The sequence below is a fragment of the Roseibium sp. Sym1 genome (assembly GCF_027359675.1).
Lineage (GTDB): Bacteria > Pseudomonadota > Alphaproteobacteria > Rhizobiales > Stappiaceae > Roseibium.
In genome coordinates this window covers 2016542-2033614 of sequence record NZ_CP114786.1, presented here as the reverse complement: position 1 = coordinate 2033614, position 17073 = coordinate 2016542, and the positions used below count along the sequence as shown (strand labels likewise).

General features: G+C 61.2%; 18 protein-coding genes and 1 tRNA gene. 8 read left to right on the top strand and 11 right to left on the bottom strand.

Annotated elements, in window-relative coordinates:
• Positions 1-39: 39 nt before the first annotated feature.
• Entirely contained in the window at positions 40-429 is a 390-nt protein-coding gene (locus tag O6760_RS09260; protein WP_442969868.1) for a DUF2794 domain-containing protein, read from the bottom strand.
• A gap of 546 nt (positions 430-975) precedes the next feature.
• Between O6760_RS09260 and O6760_RS09255 the strand changes: the two genes are divergently transcribed.
• A complete protein-coding gene (locus O6760_RS09255; protein WP_269585094.1) occupies positions 976-1512 on the top strand; it encodes a GNAT family N-acetyltransferase in 537 nt (178 codons plus the stop codon).
• A gap of 43 nt (positions 1513-1555) precedes the next feature.
• Here O6760_RS09255 and O6760_RS09250 read toward each other — a convergent pair whose 3' ends face one another.
• Complete coding sequence (locus O6760_RS09250; protein ID WP_269585093.1) at positions 1556-2134, bottom strand: hypothetical protein; 579 nt, start codon at positions 2132-2134, stop codon at positions 1556-1558.
• Between the two features lie 137 nt (positions 2135-2271).
• Here O6760_RS09250 and ppa point away from each other — a divergent pair, with 137 nt between their 5' ends.
• Positions 2272-2811, top strand: coding sequence for an inorganic diphosphatase (gene ppa / locus O6760_RS09245; protein ID WP_269585092.1), 540 nt, complete (start codon positions 2272-2274; stop codon positions 2809-2811).
• A gap of 43 nt (positions 2812-2854) precedes the next feature.
• On the opposite strand, the gene O6760_RS09240 is transcribed toward ppa, so the two are convergent.
• From O6760_RS09240 to O6760_RS09225, 4 genes are all read right to left on the bottom strand, one after another.
• The gene (locus tag O6760_RS09240) at positions 2855-3292 is read right to left on the bottom strand and encodes a metallopeptidase family protein (protein ID WP_269585091.1); all 438 of its coding nucleotides are present in this window, start codon (positions 3290-3292) and stop codon (positions 2855-2857) included.
• Between the two features lie 330 nt (positions 3293-3622).
• Positions 3623-3877 (bottom strand): hypothetical protein, encoded by a 255-nt coding sequence (locus O6760_RS09235; RefSeq protein ID WP_269585090.1) that lies wholly within the window; start codon positions 3875-3877, stop codon positions 3623-3625.
• Positions 3874-4398 carry a disulfide bond formation protein B gene (locus tag O6760_RS09230; protein WP_269585089.1) on the bottom strand — a complete coding sequence of 175 codons (525 nt, stop codon included), beginning with the start codon at positions 4396-4398 and terminating at the stop codon, positions 3874-3876. The genes O6760_RS09235 and O6760_RS09230 overlap by 4 nt, the downstream gene beginning before the upstream one ends.
• Positions 4399-4412: 14 nt before the next feature.
• A complete protein-coding gene (locus O6760_RS09225; RefSeq protein ID WP_269585088.1) occupies positions 4413-4991 on the bottom strand; it encodes a YqaA family protein in 579 nt (192 codons plus the stop codon).
• Positions 4992-5202: 211 nt separating this feature from the next.
• Here O6760_RS09225 and O6760_RS09220 point away from each other — a divergent pair, with 211 nt between their 5' ends.
• Positions 5203-5883 carry a hypothetical protein gene (locus O6760_RS09220; RefSeq protein WP_269585087.1) on the top strand — a complete coding sequence of 227 codons (681 nt, stop codon included), beginning with the start codon at positions 5203-5205 and terminating at the stop codon, positions 5881-5883.
• 150 nt (positions 5884-6033) lie between these two features.
• Here O6760_RS09220 and O6760_RS09215 read toward each other — a convergent pair whose 3' ends face one another.
• The gene (locus O6760_RS09215) at positions 6034-6915 is read right to left on the bottom strand and encodes a helix-turn-helix domain-containing protein (protein ID WP_269585086.1); all 882 of its coding nucleotides are present in this window, start codon (positions 6913-6915) and stop codon (positions 6034-6036) included.
• Between the two features lie 175 nt (positions 6916-7090).
• Between O6760_RS09215 and O6760_RS09210 the strand changes: the two genes are divergently transcribed.
• Genes O6760_RS09210 through O6760_RS09200 form a run of 3 tightly spaced genes read left to right on the top strand, consistent with a single transcriptional unit; the run spans position 7091 to position 12294 of the window.
• Positions 7091-8266 (top strand): sugar ABC transporter substrate-binding protein, encoded by a 1176-nt coding sequence (locus O6760_RS09210; protein ID WP_269585085.1) that lies wholly within the window; start codon positions 7091-7093, stop codon positions 8264-8266.
• 4 nt (positions 8267-8270) lie between these two features.
• Positions 8271-10844, top strand: a complete 2574-nt coding sequence (locus tag O6760_RS09205) for an ATP-binding cassette domain-containing protein (RefSeq protein ID WP_269585084.1) — start codon at positions 8271-8273, stop codon at positions 10842-10844.
• A gap of 25 nt (positions 10845-10869) precedes the next feature.
• A complete protein-coding gene (locus O6760_RS09200) occupies positions 10870-12294 on the top strand; it encodes an arabinose isomerase (RefSeq protein ID WP_269585083.1) in 1425 nt (474 codons plus the stop codon).
• A gap of 124 nt (positions 12295-12418) precedes the next feature.
• Here O6760_RS09200 and O6760_RS09195 read toward each other — a convergent pair whose 3' ends face one another.
• From O6760_RS09195 to O6760_RS09185, 3 genes are all read right to left on the bottom strand, one after another.
• Positions 12419-13192, bottom strand: a complete 774-nt coding sequence (locus tag O6760_RS09195) for an HpcH/HpaI aldolase family protein (RefSeq protein WP_269585082.1) — start codon at positions 13190-13192, stop codon at positions 12419-12421.
• Between the two features lie 3 nt (positions 13193-13195).
• Positions 13196-13507, bottom strand: a complete 312-nt coding sequence (locus O6760_RS09190) for an Arm DNA-binding domain-containing protein (protein WP_269585081.1) — start codon at positions 13505-13507, stop codon at positions 13196-13198.
• A 161-nt stretch (positions 13508-13668) separates the two neighbouring features.
• Positions 13669-13753, bottom strand: a tRNA-Leu gene (locus O6760_RS09185).
• A gap of 287 nt (positions 13754-14040) precedes the next feature.
• Here O6760_RS09185 and O6760_RS09180 point away from each other — a divergent pair.
• Together O6760_RS09180 and O6760_RS09175 are read left to right on the top strand one after the other, a co-directional pair.
• Positions 14041-14535, top strand: coding sequence for a cupin domain-containing protein (locus O6760_RS09180; RefSeq protein WP_269585080.1), 495 nt, complete (start codon positions 14041-14043; stop codon positions 14533-14535).
• A gap of 122 nt (positions 14536-14657) precedes the next feature.
• Complete coding sequence (locus O6760_RS09175) at positions 14658-16223, top strand: CYTH and CHAD domain-containing protein (RefSeq protein ID WP_269585079.1); 1566 nt, start codon at positions 14658-14660, stop codon at positions 16221-16223.
• A gap of 1 nt (position 16224) precedes the next feature.
• Here O6760_RS09175 and O6760_RS09170 read toward each other — a convergent pair whose 3' ends face one another.
• Complete coding sequence (locus O6760_RS09170) at positions 16225-16968, bottom strand: helix-turn-helix domain-containing protein (protein ID WP_269585078.1); 744 nt, start codon at positions 16966-16968, stop codon at positions 16225-16227.
• Positions 16969-17073: the final 105 nt, after the last annotated feature.

The window sequence follows — 17073 nt, the reverse complement described above, 5'->3', positions numbered from 1 at the left end:
CTGGAGGCCATCGTCCACGCGCAGGCCTGTTGCCGCCCCTCAGACCTCGACGACGCGAAGGTGCTTCTTCTTTTCGAGAACGCGCAGGACCTGTGCCAAGTCATGGCCGCGCTTGAGGATCATGCCGCCGGTGGCGACCACCGAATAGGCGCCCTGGCGCCGGGCCAGCTTCGGATCCTTCTCGATCCGGTAGAGCGGCATCTCGGAGGTCCGCCGGAACACGGAAAACACCGCCCGGTCCTTCAGGAGATCAATGGCATAGTCCCGCCATTCGCCGTCGGCGACCATGCGGCCGTAGAGCCGCAGGATGGTATCGAGTTCACGCCGGTTGAAGGCAACGACAGGTTTGGGAGGGGGAGCCGGTTGATGCTGCGGCGCCTGGGTCATACCCGCGCCGCGCTGAAACGCGCTGTCATCGGCTTCGCTCATTCCGCCTCCATTTTCGTTTGCGGTTTCGCACAAGGCTTCAGGGAATCACGCCCGGCAATGCCTGTCACCTAAGCTTCATCTTGCGTTGTCTTGGGGGTGGATGGCAAGTCCGCGGGTCAAGAATGCAATTCAAGCGCCTCCTGCACCGGCAATTTTACGCATGTGTTTCTCTTGAAAATCATCAAAAACGTACGTAACGGCACTTTGCCCAGAAAGAATGCGCAAATTTCCATGATTTTGCCGCATTCCAGCCCTTGGCCAGCCATTTTAACCACCCATATTATCATCATACCCTGATGGGTACGATCGGTAGGGATCGCGGAATGCATTAGCCCCCCAGCCCCCCGGGGTCTCTACAGGTCTACCAGATTTAGTGAGTCAAACATTAGGGCAACTGAAGGGCCGGCTATACGCCGGCCCTTTTCATTTGGCGCTCTCTGTTTTGCCTCCGCGTCGCGGGCATTGGCATTTTTTTCAGGCTTCCCGCGAAAGGGACCATTTTTCACCTTCGGCGCCGCAATTGTCTCTTCCCCAATCGGGGACTTGATGTATCCTTTTCCCAGAATGACCACCGACCTGATCGATCTTCGCGCGGCCAGGACCGCGGATTGCGACGCACTTGCAGGCATTCACAGCCAGGCCTGGCTCGGTGCCTACCGCGGGGTCCTGCACGGTGTTGACCTGCAGAAGATGATCACCCGGCGTGGCAGCAGCTGGTGGCGCGGCGCGCTGGCCCGCGGCGTCGACATCAAGATCCTCAGCATTGCCGGTGTGCCCGCGGGCTATGCCACCTACGGCCCCTGCCGCCTGCGCGACACGGGCATGGAAGGTGAAATCTACGAGCTGTACCTCAAGCCGGAATATCAGGGCCTCGGTTTCGGCCGCACACTGTTCGAGCACGTGCGGGAAACCCTCGCGGCACGACACATGCAGGGCCTTGCGATCCAGGTGCTCAGCGACAATCAGCCGGCACGCGCCTTCTACAAGGCCGTTGGCGGCCGGCTTGTGTCGAAATCCTGGTACAGGCTGGGCGGACGCAGGCTCGAATTGTCGATCTATGCCTGGCCGGACCCGCATTCATGACCGGGACAGCCGGCTGACCGGACACGGCGCGGGCAACGGCGCCTCACCACTGCAAGGCGCCGGGATTGCCCAGGATCTGCGGCGGCTGCGAACAGTCGTACCCGCCGGCCATCGTATCGGCCGCCTGCCGGGCCAGGACATTGGCATTGGCATTGGCCTGGGCGTCGACCCTCGCGATCTGGCAGGTACTGCCACCCGGCACCAGCTGGGTCACGATCAGGATGCTGCCGGTGCGGGCGCCTTCGTCGAGGCTCGGGAACCAGCGCAGGATCGTGGCGAAGGGAACGCCTGCGCGCAGGCGCCACTCCAGCGTCTCGTTGACCGTGTTGAAATTCGGCAGTGTCTGCCTGGCGGCGGGTTCGTTCCCCGCGTCCGGACCGAAGGAAATGAACATGCGCAAATCGCCCTCGGCAACATAGACCGGCTGGCCCCGATAGCCAGGGCATTCCCAGGCGCCGGCAAAGGTGCCTTCATCCGAGGCCGTCTCGACCTGGGTGCAGTTTTGCAGCTGGATCTTGGTGTAGGCGCTGTCGATCCCGGCAGCGGATACCCCTGCGACGGAACCGAGCAAGACCGCAAAAAGGCCGCAGAGGCGTGTAATACCGGACCAGGCCCGTCTCATGATTGCATCTCCCGATTGTCTCCACCTTCGGAAAGGAAGGCACGTTAATCAATTAGGTGCAATGCAAAAATTAAAGGCTTGAACTTCCCCGGCGGGATTGCGATAGACGCAGCAGCGATCAACAGGAGTTTTTCTAAATGCGTATGGACGCCGTGCCGATTGGCAAGAACCCGCCGGAAGACATCAACGTCATCATCGAGGTGTCCGTCGGCGGTGAGCCGATCAAATACGAAATGGATAAGGAAGCCGGCGCCATGTATGTCGACCGCTTCCTCTATACGCCGATGCGCTACCCGGGCAATTACGGCTTCGTGCCGCACACCCTGTGTGGCGACGGTGATCCGATTGACGTGGTCGTCGTCAACCAGCGGCCGATCGTTCCGGGTGCAATCATGAACTGCCGCCCGATCGGCGTCCTCCTGATGGAAGACGAGTCCGGCCAGGACGAAAAGATCATCGCCGTGCCGACGCACAAGCTGACCAAGCGCTACGACGACATCAATGACATTGCCGACCTGCCGGACATCACCATGGCGCAGGTCAAGCATTTCTTCGAGCACTACAAGGACCTGGAGCCCGGCAAGTGGGTGAAGGTCACCGGTGTGGAAGGGGCGGACGCCGCCAAGAAGCTGATCGTCGAGTCGATCGCCCGGGCACAGAAGGAAGCTGCCGAATAAGGCGCTCTTGAAGGTCGATTGAATTAATTGGGGCCGTGGCCGGCTATCTGTTGTCGGCCGCGGCCTCAATGCGTTCCATGTCCTGGTCGGACAGTCCGAAATGATGGCCGATCTCGTGGATCAGGACATGCGCGACGACGTCGCCAAGCGTTTCGTCCATGGCTGCCCAGTAGTCCAGGATCGGCCGGCGGAACAGCCAGATCCGGTTGGGCATCTGCCCGGTCCGGTCGGTGACCTCACCTTCCGTCAGGCCAAATCCTTCGAACAGGCCCAGCAGATCATGCGGGTCCTCGATGCCGAGCGCGTCCAGGACATCGTCGGGCGCATAGTCGGCCAGGCTGATCTGCAGATGACCGCACCGCAGCAGAAGGTCATCCGGAAGACCGGCCAGGACCTCGCTGGCCATGGCTTCGAAATCTTCCAGTTCTGGTGCTTTGCGATCAGACCAGCCACTGTGGCTGATCGGCCGGACGGATGCCATGACGGTTCCTTTAACGCTTCCGGTGTTTCAAGGCGTGAGCCTGGTCAGAGCTAGGTGACGGACCCTAGGTGACGGACTCATAAATGAAGATGAACTGGTTTGAGGCGAATTGGTCTTCATCAAGGAGCGAAAGCGCAGGAAATGTGGTTCATTTTCAAGCCTTTCGCGACGCTGAGGAAGCCCAATTCGGTCAAATCCGAAGGACATGAAAATAGCTTCACTCCGCGTCGTCAGCGCGCTTGACCGGGCAAAAAGCCCGCTCCACGCACCCTTCCTGGCGGTATTTTGCTATTTTCCATGCCATTTCGTCTTCATTTATGAGTCCGTCACCTAGAGGTAGGTAACGGCGAGGTAAATCACCAGTCCTATGGCAAAAACCAGTCCGAGCCCCCGGCCGATCCGGGTCCCCCAGACCTCGATCTCGTCATTCTCGTCCTTGTCCGCCGCGCTCATGTGCTTTTTGGCGCGGTCGGCCATACGCACGAAGGTCGAGCCGACGATGGTCTCGCTCTCGGCTTCGACCCGGTCAAGGGCGTGAAGCGCCTCCTCGCGCTGCTTTTCCTTGGGGTGGTTGGGTCCGCTCATGCTTCCACTTTGACCGCGTTGCCCTGCCGTTTCAACAGCAAAGCCGCCAGCAATGCCAGACCAGCAAGTCCGGCGGAGGCAACCGCGTTCCAGCCGGCAAAGGACAGACCGAACATCCGCCAGCTGGCTTCGGTGCAGCTGACCAGGCGCGTCGATTGCAGGGATTGCAGCAAGCTGGTCGCAGAGCCCGGCGCGGCCCCGCCGCCGCCGCAATCGGTCGGCCCCTGCCAGAACTCCCATTCGGCGCCGGCCTGATAGATCCCGAGGCCCGAACCGTAGGCAAACACGGCAGCGACGCCCAGAAGCGTCAGGAGCGCCAGTCCGGACCGGCCCATCGCCATCAGCACCAGTGCCAGCGCGGTCAGGGGCAAGCCGACGTAATAGGGCACGCGCTGTTCCAGGCAGAGCTCGCAAGGGGTATAGCCGCCGATCAGCTGGAAACCCCAGGCGGTCGCGATCACCACCAGCCCGCCGAGCAGCACCAGACCCGAAATGCTTTTCGCCATGCGATCCTGAGACATCAGATCCTCACTTTTTACAGATATTTCAAAAGGACAAAACCGCCGACCAGCAACACCACGAATAGGGTGAACATGAGACCGAGGCGCTTTTCGATGAAATCCTTGATCGGCGGACCGAAGAAGTAGAGCAGGGCCGCGACGACAAAGAAGCGAAGCCCGCGCGAGACGATGCTCGCCATGATGAAAACCGGCAGGCTCAACCCGAGCGCACCCGAGGCGATCGTGATCACCTTGTAGGGAAACGGTGTCAGTCCGGCAATAAAGACAAACCACCAGCCATACTGGTTGTAGATCTCCTTGAATTCCTCGACAAACGCCATCTTGCCGTAAAAAGTCAGGATCGGGACCGCAACCTGTTCGAACAGGAACAGCCCGATCAGATAGCCGAAAATACCGCCGACAACAGAGGTCAGCGTGCATAACAGCGCGTACCACCAGGCCTTCTCGCGCCGGGCGATCACCATCGGGATCAGCAGGATGTCCGGCGGGATCGGAAAGACCGAGCTTTCGACAAAGGAAACGGAGCCCAGCGCGACAGGTGCGCGCGGTCCGGCGGCAAGGGACAGGGTCCAGTCATAAAGGCGTCTGATCATGGCGCTTCCCATAGCCTTTGCGTCGCAAAAAGTCATCCAGGGAAATCGCGGACATGCCGTTAAAGTGAACGTCCTGGCAGTTCGGGAACAGGCCGCGTCCTGCGGATCCGTGGACGGACCGGTCACGCATGCGGCCACGAGGGCGGATTTTCCGGCACTCTCTGGTATTATCCTGCGAATGCTGACCGTCCTCACGCCTAGGGAGGAACTCATGAGGAGTACCGCCAAATTCATTGCGGCGTTGGCTCTGGCCGCCGTCACTACAACACCCCTGGCTTCATCCGCCCAGGAGATCCGGGCGGACGGAACCGTCAAGCTGACCCCGTTCGAAGCCCGCGGCATCAAGTTCTCGACGATCTACACGGTCAACGAGGATTTCGCCCAAAAGCACGGGATCGCTGTCCCCGCGGCGTTCAGTCTTGCCGCTCCCCGCCGCGAGGCCCAACGGATCCTCGCCCAGGCGAAACCGTCCGGCGGCGGTCCGATCAAGATCTACTTCACCACCGATGACGCCGCACAGCGCATCTTCTCGTCCCTCCAGATCGTCACCTACACCCTGAAAACCGACGACCCGCAGAAACGGCTCGAAGTCGGGGACTATTTCGCCATCGAGCTCCTGAAGAAACTGGGCACGACCCCGGACACCACACGGGTGAATGTTCGCCGCAAGGTCATGATCGGCGACCTGCCCGCCTCTGAAGTCGTCGGCAATTTCGTGAACAAGGACGGCGACCAGCTGCTCGTCCGGCTTGTCGCGCTGGCAAAACCGGACACCCGCGATGGCGTCATCGGGATTGCCGTCGGGCATCCGCGCCAGGGCAGGATCAGGAGTGTCGAGGACATATACGAAACCAGCGCATCCCTGGCCCTCGACACGGTGACGTTCAAATAGGCCGGGCGATGATCCGGCCCCGGCCGCCCAGGCCAGGTCACGGGCACGATTTTCCCGCGGTCCCGGATACGGGTTTGGCACCCGCCGGGACAACGGGATCCTGGCGTCACCCAACCTGGAGACCGGCGGAAAACATCGATATGCACCGCTTCATGCGGAGGCGTCGTTTCTCGCTCGCCAGTGCGTGGGAGACTGGCCAATGGCGTGATGGAACTGGCTCGAGAAGTGGAATGCGGAGTTGAACCCCAGCAGTCCGGCGATCTCCTTGATGGATTTGTCGGTGTTGTCGAGCAGATCACACGCCCGCTGAATCCGCACCCCCATCTGGTACTGCTTCGCCGACATGCCGGTTTCGGCCTTGAACAGCCGGCGCAGGTAGGAATAGCTGACCCCAAGTTCGGATGCGACATCCTCGATGGCCATCTGGTCGGCGCACCGCTCCATGAGGATCATTCTCGCCCGGTCCACGAGGCGGGCGGCGCCGTTCTCCGGCAGCCCGCGCGCCTGACAGATCTGCGCCAGGAGCTGAAGCCCCATCGTCGAAACGAGCGGCTGGTTCAGCAGGAGGTCGTGGCGCGCCAGTTCGTGGATTTTCGCAAACACCGCCTCGGTACCGGACGCATGCCGCACGACGGGCTGGCCGGGGTCGAGCAATCCGCTGTCGCGGACGAAATCGAATGCGGCCCCCTTGCATTCGATCCAGTGTTCGGTCCAGCCGCTGTCATCATCGGGAGCGTAGCGGTGCCAGACATTGGGAAAGAGCAGAAACACGTCCCCTGCGGAGATCCTGTGAGCCCTGCGGTTTTCGCCGAATTCCAAACGGCCGCGGCCGGCACTGATATGGACGATCTGGTAGGCGCGCAGGATACGCCCCCGCGCCCAGTTGAAATGGTGGTCATCGGGATGGCGCGCGGGCGGATATTGCGATCCCGGAGGAATTTTCGTGTACCCGCTGGAAAGTGCCATGCAGCCCCAGGCCAGGCAAAGCCGGTTTTCGGGAACGTAGACGAAATAGTTCTCTGGATCTTTCATCGTATCATTTTTTGTATGCTTTATGTCAATAATCCGAAACAAGCCCCAATGTCACGGACTGTCATAATTGCTACACTAATCAGCGAGGATCATTTTTTGAAGTGGCCTCAACGTCGATTGTTGAATCGGCAAACTTTTCGCTGCGGCAAGGAGGGCTGCGGCAAGGGAGGAAACAATGATACGTTCTGCCATGACGCTCGCATGCACTGTGAGCATGAGCATACTTGCGGCCCAGGCCGCAGCTGAAGACTTTCACGGGTTTGATCCTCAGGCTTTCGACGGCAAGAGGCTGCCGGCCGAAGCCATGCAGGAAATGGTATCGGAAGCGGCTGGGGTCACGGCGCCCAGGAACGGGGACAAGTATGTCTTCGGCTTCGCCAACCTTCAGCGTGACATCGCCTTCGGCGTGCTTGTCGAAAACGGCATCGTCGAGAACGCGGAAGCTGCCGGCATCGAACTGGTCATCGCCGACAACCGCCTGGATGGGCCGACCGCGCTTTCCAACGCAAACAGCTTCACGCAGCGCGATGTCGATTATGTGATCGAATTCCAGACCGACGCCAATTTCGGCCAGCAGATCATGCAGGTCTTCGACAATGCCGGCATAGCCGTCACGGCGATCGACATTCCCATGCCCGGTGCCAACTTTTTCGGTGTCAACAATCCGAAGTCCGGTTTCATGGGCGGCTCCTATCTGGCGACCGCCGCGAAGGAACAATTCGGCGAACGGCTGAACGAAGGCTATCTGGTGATCGGGGCATTGCCGCAATCCGGTGCCATTCCGCGCATGCGCACGGACGGGCAGCGCGCCGGTTTCATGGCGCTGAGCGAAGGCTTCCCGGAAGAGAACGTCATCGAGATCGACACCAAGAACACGCTGCAGGAAGCCTATACGCAGATGTCCAACGTGCTCGGACGCATCCCGCCGGGAGCACCGATCATGATCATCGCGATCAATGACCAGGCGACCATCGGCATGTTGCAGGCCGTGCGTGCGGCGGGCCGCGCCGAAACCGCGATCGCCGTCGGCAACGGCGCCGACGAGGCGGAAGCCCTCGCGACAGATCCGAAACTCGTTGCGGCAACCGGATCTTTTCCGGGCGATTACGGCAACTACCTGATCCCGCTCGCGCTTTCCAGTCTCGCCGGAAAAGACGTGCCGGATGCCATGTTCGTCACGCACCAGATGGTGACCAAGGGCAATATTTGCGAGTTCTACTCCGAATACGACTGCCAGGAAGGGGCCGGGATCGACTACGCGTTCCCGCAGGAGGAGTTCGACGCCTACCTGGGCGATCTCAAGACCCAGGACTGGCTCAAGGGCTACGAGTCCATTCTGCCCGAAAGCTGAGACGATGCTCGACACCGTCAACATGGAGCGGAGCCGTGCCGAACGGCTCCGCATAGACCGGGTCTCCAAGTCGTTCTTCGGCGTGCCCGTGCTGCGTGAGGTTTCCCTGACCGCGGGCACAGGCGAAATCATCGGCCTTCTGGGAGCCAATGGCGCCGGAAAATCGACGCTGATGAAGATACTTTCCGGGGTGTATTCCTCCGAGGGCGGCGAAATCAGCGTCGATGGCCACCGCGTGAAGATCGAAACGCCGCAGGACGCCATTGCCGCGGGGATCAGGCTGATGCCACAGGAGCTTTCCGTGCATCCGGACCTGACGGTCGCCGAAAACATCTGCATCGCGGACCTGCCGCGCCGGCGCTTTCTGGGCATGCCGTGGATCGACCGCGGCGACATGGAGCGGACAGCGGCGGACTACCTGGACCGGCTCGGCCTCGGCCATATCGATCCGCACACGCGCATGGGGTCCCTGTCGCTTCCCCAGCAGCGTATTGTTGAAATCGCACGCGCTCTCGTGGGAGACGCACGCGTCCTGATCATGGACGAACCGACCGCGACACTGGCAGAAGCCGAGGTCAGGACGCTCTTCGAAGTCATCGAGCGCCTCAGGCTGCAGGGCGTCACGATCATCTACATTTCCCATTACCTGGACGAAGTCTTCCGTCTTTGCGACCGCATTGTCGTTCTGCGCGACGGGGATGTGCGCGGTAATTTTTCGACGGCCGAAACCGACCAGGACACTGTCCTCACGGCGATGCTGGGCAGTGAGCTTGGACAGCTCTATCCGGAAAAGGCCGGCGACCTTTCCCACAACGAGCCGATTCTATCCGTCGAGGGAATGAGCCTGCCCGGCGCATTCCAGGACGTGTCCTTCCAGGTGCGTCGGGGTGAAGTGTTCGGCGTGTTCGGCCTGGTCGGGTCGGGTGCGGAACAGATCGGACGCGCGCTTTATGGCGGACGGAGCCAGGTGCAGGTCCGGCAGGCGAAGTTCAAGGGCGCACCGTTCTCGCCGACCTCGCCCCGCGATAGCGTCCGCGACGGACTCGCCTTCGTTGCCGCCGAACGCAAGAGCGAGGGTCTTGTCGGTATCCTGTCGGTGCGTGAGAACACGACGCTTCCGTTCCTGAAAAAATTCACGCGGCACGGTGTGGTCGACCGGGAGCGGGAAGGTGCCGCAACCCAGCACTGGATCGAGACGCTCGGCGTTCGAACGACCGGACCGGAACAGGAAATCCGGCTCCTTTCCGGCGGCAATCAGCAGAAGGTCTGCCTTGCGCGCTGGCTGGAAGGATCACCCGATTTCCTTATCCTCGAGGAACCGACCCGCGGCGTCGACCTGGGCGCGCGCCGCGAGATTTACGACGAAATCAGGACACTGGCGGAACAGGGGCTCGGCATCCTGCTGGTGTCGTCGGATGCCGAAGAAATCGCCGGCCTGGCCGACCGCACGATGGTCATGGCCGACGGCAGGAAACTAGGAGACTTCGGGCCGGAAGCCGACGCTGCGGATCTGCTGCGCGCCGCCAGCCCCGAAACCCAATATCCAGGAGAAAGCCAAATGAGCGAGACCGAGACCACTCCGGCCGCTTCGCAGGCAGACAAACAGCAACAATCGCGGAAGCGCGGTGGCGCGCTGGCGACCTTTCTTGCCCGGCCGACGGCGGGGCTGTTCATGCTGCTTGTTTTCTACGTGGTTCTGCTGGCCGTCTTTTCGGTGCTGTCGCCCTACTTCCTGACGACGGGCAACCTGTCGACGATCGGCACCAACATGGCGTTTATCGGCCTGATGGCCGCCGCCGGTACGCCGCTCATCATCGGCGGCGGCCTCGATCTTTCGGTTGCCGCCGTTGCCGGGCTCTCCGGCGTGATCGTCGCGTTGATGCATGCCGCCGGCATCAACATCTGGGCCGGGTGCTTCGTTGCGCTGCTGGCCGGCGGCTCCGTCGGTCTTCTGAACGGCCTGATCGCAACCGGGTTGAGGCTCAATCCGCTGATCGTGACCCTCGGCACCATGAGCATCTTCACCGGATTGTCCATGGTGCTGACGGGCGGACTGTCCAAGCCGCTCTTCCTGCCGGCCTTCAACTGGCTCGGTTCCGGACGCCTGTTCGGCCTGCCGGTGCCGGTCCTTCTCATGGTGACTGTTTTTGTTGCCTTCTGGCTGCTGCTGTCGCGCACGCCGTTCGGCCGCTTCGTCTACGCGACGGGCGGCAACGCCGACGCCAGCACGTTGCTGGGCGTGCCGGTTCAGCGCACCCAGATCATTCTCTATGTGCTGTCCGGACTGTCCGGCGCCCTGGCTGGGATCGTGCTTGCCGCGATGCTGGGCGCCGCCGCACCGAATGCGGCCGGGCCGCATTTGCTGACCATCATCGCGGCCATCATCCTGGGGGGCACAAGTCTGTTCGGCGGACGCGGGTCCGTCTGGGGGACCCTGATCGCGGTCCTGATCCTCGGCACGCTCAACAACGGCCTGACACTGCTCAACGTATCCAGCTTCTGGCAGGACGTCACCCGCGGCGTCGTGCTTCTCCTTGCCGTCGGCCTCGACCAGTTGCGGGTCCGCCTCCAAGGCTGACCGAAAGTATTACCGGAGACCAATCATGACAAAACGGAACTTGAAAGCCGGGCTCTTCGGCATCGGGCTCGACGCCTACTGGCCGCAATTTCCCGGCCTTGAGGAGCGGCTGAAGGGATATGTCGACATTGTCGAAGCCAAGCTCGACCGTCCCGGCGTGGACGTTGTCAATCTCGGTCTCATCGACACGCCCCAGAAGGCGGTCGAGGCCGGCCACGAATTCCGCAGCACCGATGTCGACGTCATTTTCCTCTATGTGACGACCTATGCGCTTTCCTCGACGGTCCTTCCCGTGGTGAAGCGCGCCGGGGTGCCGGTCATTATTCTGAACCTGCAGCCGGTGCGCGCGATAGACTATTCGGCCTTCAACGCCATCGGCAGCAGAACAACCATGACCGGTGAATGGCTGGCCCATTGCGCGGCCTGCCCCGTGCCGGAAATCGCCAACGTGTTCACGCGCGCCGGCATCCGTTTCCACCAGGTCACCGGTGTCCTGGAAGGTGACGCCCATGTCGACGGTGAAATCGAGGACTGGATCGAAGCCGCGCGGGTCGCCCATGTCATGGCGCATAACCGGCTCGGGGTCATGGGCCGCTATTACAACGGCATGCTGGACATCTATTCGGACATGACCGCCCAATGCGCCGCCTTCGGAACTCAGATCGAAATCATGGAGATCGACGAACTGGCGGACATTCGCCGCGCCTTGCCGGAGGAAGACGTCGCCGACATGCTGAGCAGGATAGAGCTGGAATTCGATATCCAGCCCGATTGTGACCCTGCCGAACTGAAGCGCGCCGCGCGCACGGCTGCCGCGCTGAAGACGCTGGTCGAACGGCACGACATCGGCTCCATGGCCTACTACTACGAATCCGTTCCCGACAACGATCATGAGGACGTCATCACGTCGGTCATTCTCGGCTGCTCGCTGCTGACCGCGTCCGGCGTCCCGGTCGCCGGCGAGTACGAAGTCAAGAATGCGCAGGCAATGAAGATCATGGACAGTTTCGGCGCCGGCGGATCCTTCACCGAATATTACGCCATGGACTATGACGACGACGTTGTCCTGATGGGGCATGACGGCCCCGGGCACACGAAAATTGCCGAAGGCAAGACCAAGGTACGACCTCTCGAAGTCTATCACGGCAAGGTCGGGGCCGGCGTCAGCGTGGAAATGTCGGTCCGCCACGGTCCGGTGACCCTGCTGTCGGTGGTCGAACGCGAAGGCCGTGTCGAGCTTCTGTGCGCTGAAGGCGAGTCGGTTCCGGGCCCGATCCTCGAGATCGGCAACACCAACAGCCGGTACCGTTTTCCGAGCGGCGCCCGCAAGTTCGTGGAAAAATGGAACGCTGCGGGACCCGCCCATCATTGCGCGGTCGGCATCGGGCACATATCCGGAAAGATAGACAGATTGGGAAAGTTGCTTGGGCTGGATGTAATCCACGTTTGACAGGGCGATTGCCGCTTAAGGTGAGACGAGATCAGCCGGCAAGTCGCCCGGCCCCGGCCGCCCAGGCCCGGTCACGGGCTCAGGGTTTGGCCACGTCTTCCGGAGCTTGATCGCGACCGGTCTGTCAGACACCGGATTGGCGAAACTGAGAAACGGCCTCGATGGCCCCGGCCTCGATGAAGCGCGCATCGGAGCTGATCGTCACCAGGTCCATGCCCCGGTCCGCCGCGCCGCGTGCATAAGACGGCGTGCCGCAATGCAGGCAGCACTTGAGCCCCGCGGCCGCGGTGGTTTTCCGGATGTGTTCGATCAGGTCGAGAACTTCGGATTCGGCCCGGTCGAAACCCGGGCCATGCCCGAACGCGGACCCGAGATCGGACGGGCCGATATAGACGCCGGTCAGGCCGGGAACCTTGAGGATGGCTTCAAGGTCCTCGACCGCGGATTTCGTCTCGATCATCGCGAGGGTGACGATTTCCCTGTTGACGTGTTGCTGATAGTCCGCCCCCAGGGCCAGCCGCGCCCTAATCGGTCCCGAACTTCTGCCGCCTTCGGGGGGATAGAGGCACGCCGAGACAAAACGTTCCGCATCGGCAGCTGTTTCGATCATCGGGGCAATGATACCCATGGCCCCGGCATCCAGTGCGCGCATGATGGCCGCCTCGTCCACCCAGGGAACCCGGACCAGCGAGGCAGAGCCCGATTTTTCAATCACCGGCAAAAGCGACAGCAGATCCGCGTAGTCGGCCGTTCCGTGCTGCATGTCGACCGTCATGACGTCCCAGCCGGCCACCGCCATAGCCTCGACACTCAAAACAGAGGGGACCGCCAGCCAGCCGTTTGCCGCGACCCGCCCTTCAGCCCAGACCTGCCGCAACGGATTTGAAAAACTCGACATGTTTCAACCTGCCATGATGTGTGAGAGCCTGGTGTTCCGATAGTCCTTGACGGCGTCGCGCCCGCCTTCGCGTCCCATGCCGGAATGATCCACACCACCGAAGGGGGTTTCGGCATGCGCGATCATGAACGTGTTCACTCCAACCATACCGGCATGCAGGCGTTTGGAAAGCACTTCTGCCTTGGCATGGTTTCCTTTAGCCCAGAGCTTTGAGCCGTTCTTCTGCACCAGCAGGTATAGGCCGTCGCCGTCTGAGAGGCGGTACGGCTTCTCCTTTGCCTTGGCGCTTTTGCAGGCGAAGTCCGAGAGGGCCATTGGCAACGCTCCGATTGGGCAGTGGGTAATACCCAAATCGTTACCCAATTTCAGAGGTGTTACAAGGGTTTGCCATGTGTCACCATGAGCACCCAAAACCCATTAAACTATTGATTTTTAAGAGATTGGTATCTGGTATGAGTAGCTATGAGTAAGCCGTTTGGTGCCCCCCGCCGGAATCGAACCGGCACTCCCGAAGGAACGGGATTTTGAATCCCGCGCGTCTACCAGTTCCGCCAGAGGGGCACTGACACCGGATTGGGTCCCTATCATGTGCCCTTGTCCGATGCAAGCCGTTAGAGGCGGAAGGGTCACAGCGTTCCTTTTTCGCCCGTGAAGCCGTCTTTCCGGTTCACCGGAGCCGCCGGAGTTCCGGCGATCTGTCCAATTTGACCGCACCGCTTAATTCTCTTTTAACCCTGCTCGTCAAAACCCTCGTTGCCCGGGCCGGATCGGGTCGAAACCGGTCACGTTTTAAGCGATTTGCAAGCACCATGGCCCCAATTGAAAATCAAATGATCGGGGAGAATCACATGTCGTTGGCAGATACCACCGCGCGTGCAAAAAAACATGCCGGCTCCATTCCGAACGAAGAGCATGACAGCAGGCGCCTTTTTGTAATCGACCGCGTCGAAAAGGCACAGCTCGAAGCGGCACCGATCCGGCCCGAATGGATACTGGAAGGCGCCCCGCAGGCCATGTGTAAACGTCTTGCAAGCCACAAGTTCGGTTGGGGCGACGCCTGTCACTGGTCCTGCACGGCCGGAAAGTTCAAGTGGCATTACGGCTGGGATGAATCGGTCATGTTCCTGGAAGGTGAAGTCACCATCACCGACGAGAACGGAACCGTTTACAAAGGCAAACCCGGTGTCTCGCTGTTCTTTCCCGCCGGCACCACCGCCGTCTGGGAAGTCCCCGTCTATATCCGCAAGCTTGCGTTCAATCAGAAACCGGTTCCCTGGTACCTGCACTATCAGTCCCGCGTGGTCGAGCGGCTGAAGGGCGCGGTGAACAAACTGATCGGCTGACATTGCCGGCCCCATGATCCGCGGCCGGACCGTCCTGGCGGCAAATTGCTTAGCCTGGAAACAAAAGCGCAAATTGTGCGCTTCTTGTGGACAAGCCTTTTTGGCTTGGCTAGAAATTCTGCATGAGCAAATCAGGACGTGAGATCGAGCTCAAGCTCGAACTGGAACCGACGGCCCAGGACGCCATCAGGCGCGCCGGCACCATTCCCGGATTTACGGCCGGCCGCTCGGTCACCAAGACACTGCAGTCGATCTATTACGACACGCCGGATCAGGACCTGCGCAAGGCAAGGATCTCGCTCCGGGTGCGCAAGGCAGGCCGCAGCTGGGTGCAGACCGCCAAGCTCGGCACCGGCGTCATGGGCGGCCTGTCGTCTCCGGTCGAGGCGGAGCATCCGGTCCCGGGCCGGGCACTCGATTTTGCTGTCATCGAAGACGAAACCGTCCGCGACAAACTGGTCGAAATCACCGGCGATGCCCCGCTGACGGAATGTTTCGAAACGGTCATGAAACGGACCACGCGGCAGCTCACGCGGGAAAGCGACGGGACTCATATCGAGCTCGCCTTCGACACCGGCAACATTCTGGCCGGCACCGGCACGCAGCCATTGGTCGAACTGGAAATGGAGCTGAAATCCGGTCCGAGCCTGGCTCTTTTCGAAGCTGCCAGGGCGCTGCTCTGTGATGTCCCGTTCCGGTTTTCGCCTTATAGCAAGGCTGAACGCGGATACCGCTTTGCCGAAGGCCAGGTGCCGGAGGAACGCAAACCCTATTTTGCCGAAGACATCCGTTTCACCAGTGGCACGAGCACCGAACTTGCCTTTCGCGATGTTCTCCGCTCCTGTCTGACGCAGATTTCCGAGAACCGCCTGGCGGTGCTCGCCTCCGATGATCCGGAAGGCCCGCACCAGCTCCGCATAGGCCTGCGGAGGTTGCGCAGCGCCTTCCGCCTGTTCAAACCCGCGCTCAATCCGGCGAGCATGGGGCCACTGGACGCAATGGCCCGCACCATTGCGGGCGAAGCGGGTGCCTTGCGCGACCTGGACGTTCTTCTGGATGAAATCGTCGCGCCGCTGGTCGACAAGGCGCCGCAGAGCCTGTCCCTCGACACGCTTCTGGCGCACCTGAACGCTGCCCGCGATCAGGACACGCGCGCCACGCTTGCCAACCATTTGACATCGGCCGATGTGAACGCATTCCTGCTCGACCTCGCCGCCTACACGGAAGGCCGCGGCTGGCTCGATCCGGAAAATGTCGACCAGACAGCCCAGCTGGCCCAGCCGATCGAGACCTACGCGAGCAAGGCGCTCGCCAAGCAGTGGAAGAAGGTTCTGCGCTATGGCAAGCGTCTTGAGGACCTGAGCATCACGGAGCGCCACGAGATGCGCAAGGCGATGAAGAAGATGCGCTACGGCATCGAGTTTTTCGGCAGCCTCTTCCCGGGTGACACGGTCAAACCGTTCCTGAAGCGCATGAAGAAGCTCCAGGACATTTTCGGTTATCTCAACGACGTCGCCATGGCAGAGACCCTGCCGGACAAATGCCGCGCCCTCGAAAAGAAGTCCCCGGAAGCCGCCCGGGCAATCGGCTTCGTCATCGGCTGGCACGAGGCCCAGTGCCAGGCCAGTTGGCAGCATGCCAAGGGGTACTGGGACGCCACCCGCCAGACATCGAAGTTCTGGACCTGACTCACCGGGTCTGCGGCGCAATCGTCAGAATGTCGGGAAAGCTCACCGGTGCGAAGGCACCGGTCAGCTTGAAGGTGGTCAGGTCTTCGTCGCGCGAGACCATCTGGTCCTGCCGGGCCAGTTCGGCAACGGTCTCCTTGAGCGTCTCGATCTCGCGCAGAATGAAGGCGCCTGTATCGGGCAGCATCCGCCGCGAAAGCGTGAAAAAGGCTCCCTGGTTGCCGCCTCTTGCCTCGATCACCTGGCCGAGAAAACGCGTGTTGATTTCCTTCAGCAGGGGGATCAGCGGTCCGTCGGGGCGAAACCGGAACGGTTCGCTCCGCGTGATCCGGATCCGGTTGCCCGGGTGAACCTCCGCCAGGCCAAGGGCCTCCAGTCCACGGCCAAGCCGGAACATGTCGTCTCCGGACAGGCCGAAGCGCCGCTCGATCTCCTGTTGCGGGATCGGTTCACGCAGAAGAATGAACAGGTAGAACAACGACGGGTCGGCGGCGAGCCTCGCCTCGGTCGCCACCGGCAGCAGGCTGGCCTCTTCCGAGTTGCGCCCGGCCCGGTGCAGGACATCCGCCAGCGGCACGTCAAGGATGTCGCAAATCTCCAGAAGCCGGCTCAACTTGCAGTCATGCCCGGCAAAGATCCGCTTCACGGTCGGTTCGGAAACATCCATATGCCCCGCCAGATCCGCATAGGTCATGCCGCGCGCCTTCAGGACGCCCTGCAGAATTTTGAACGTGTCGCCGCGCATTGTCTCGCCTGATCCTTATAGCCCATGATTCAGTATCGTTTTTTGATACCAATTTTTTCAGATTTGCAAGAGAAGTCCGATTTTTGCATTCGAAGCCGGGTATCA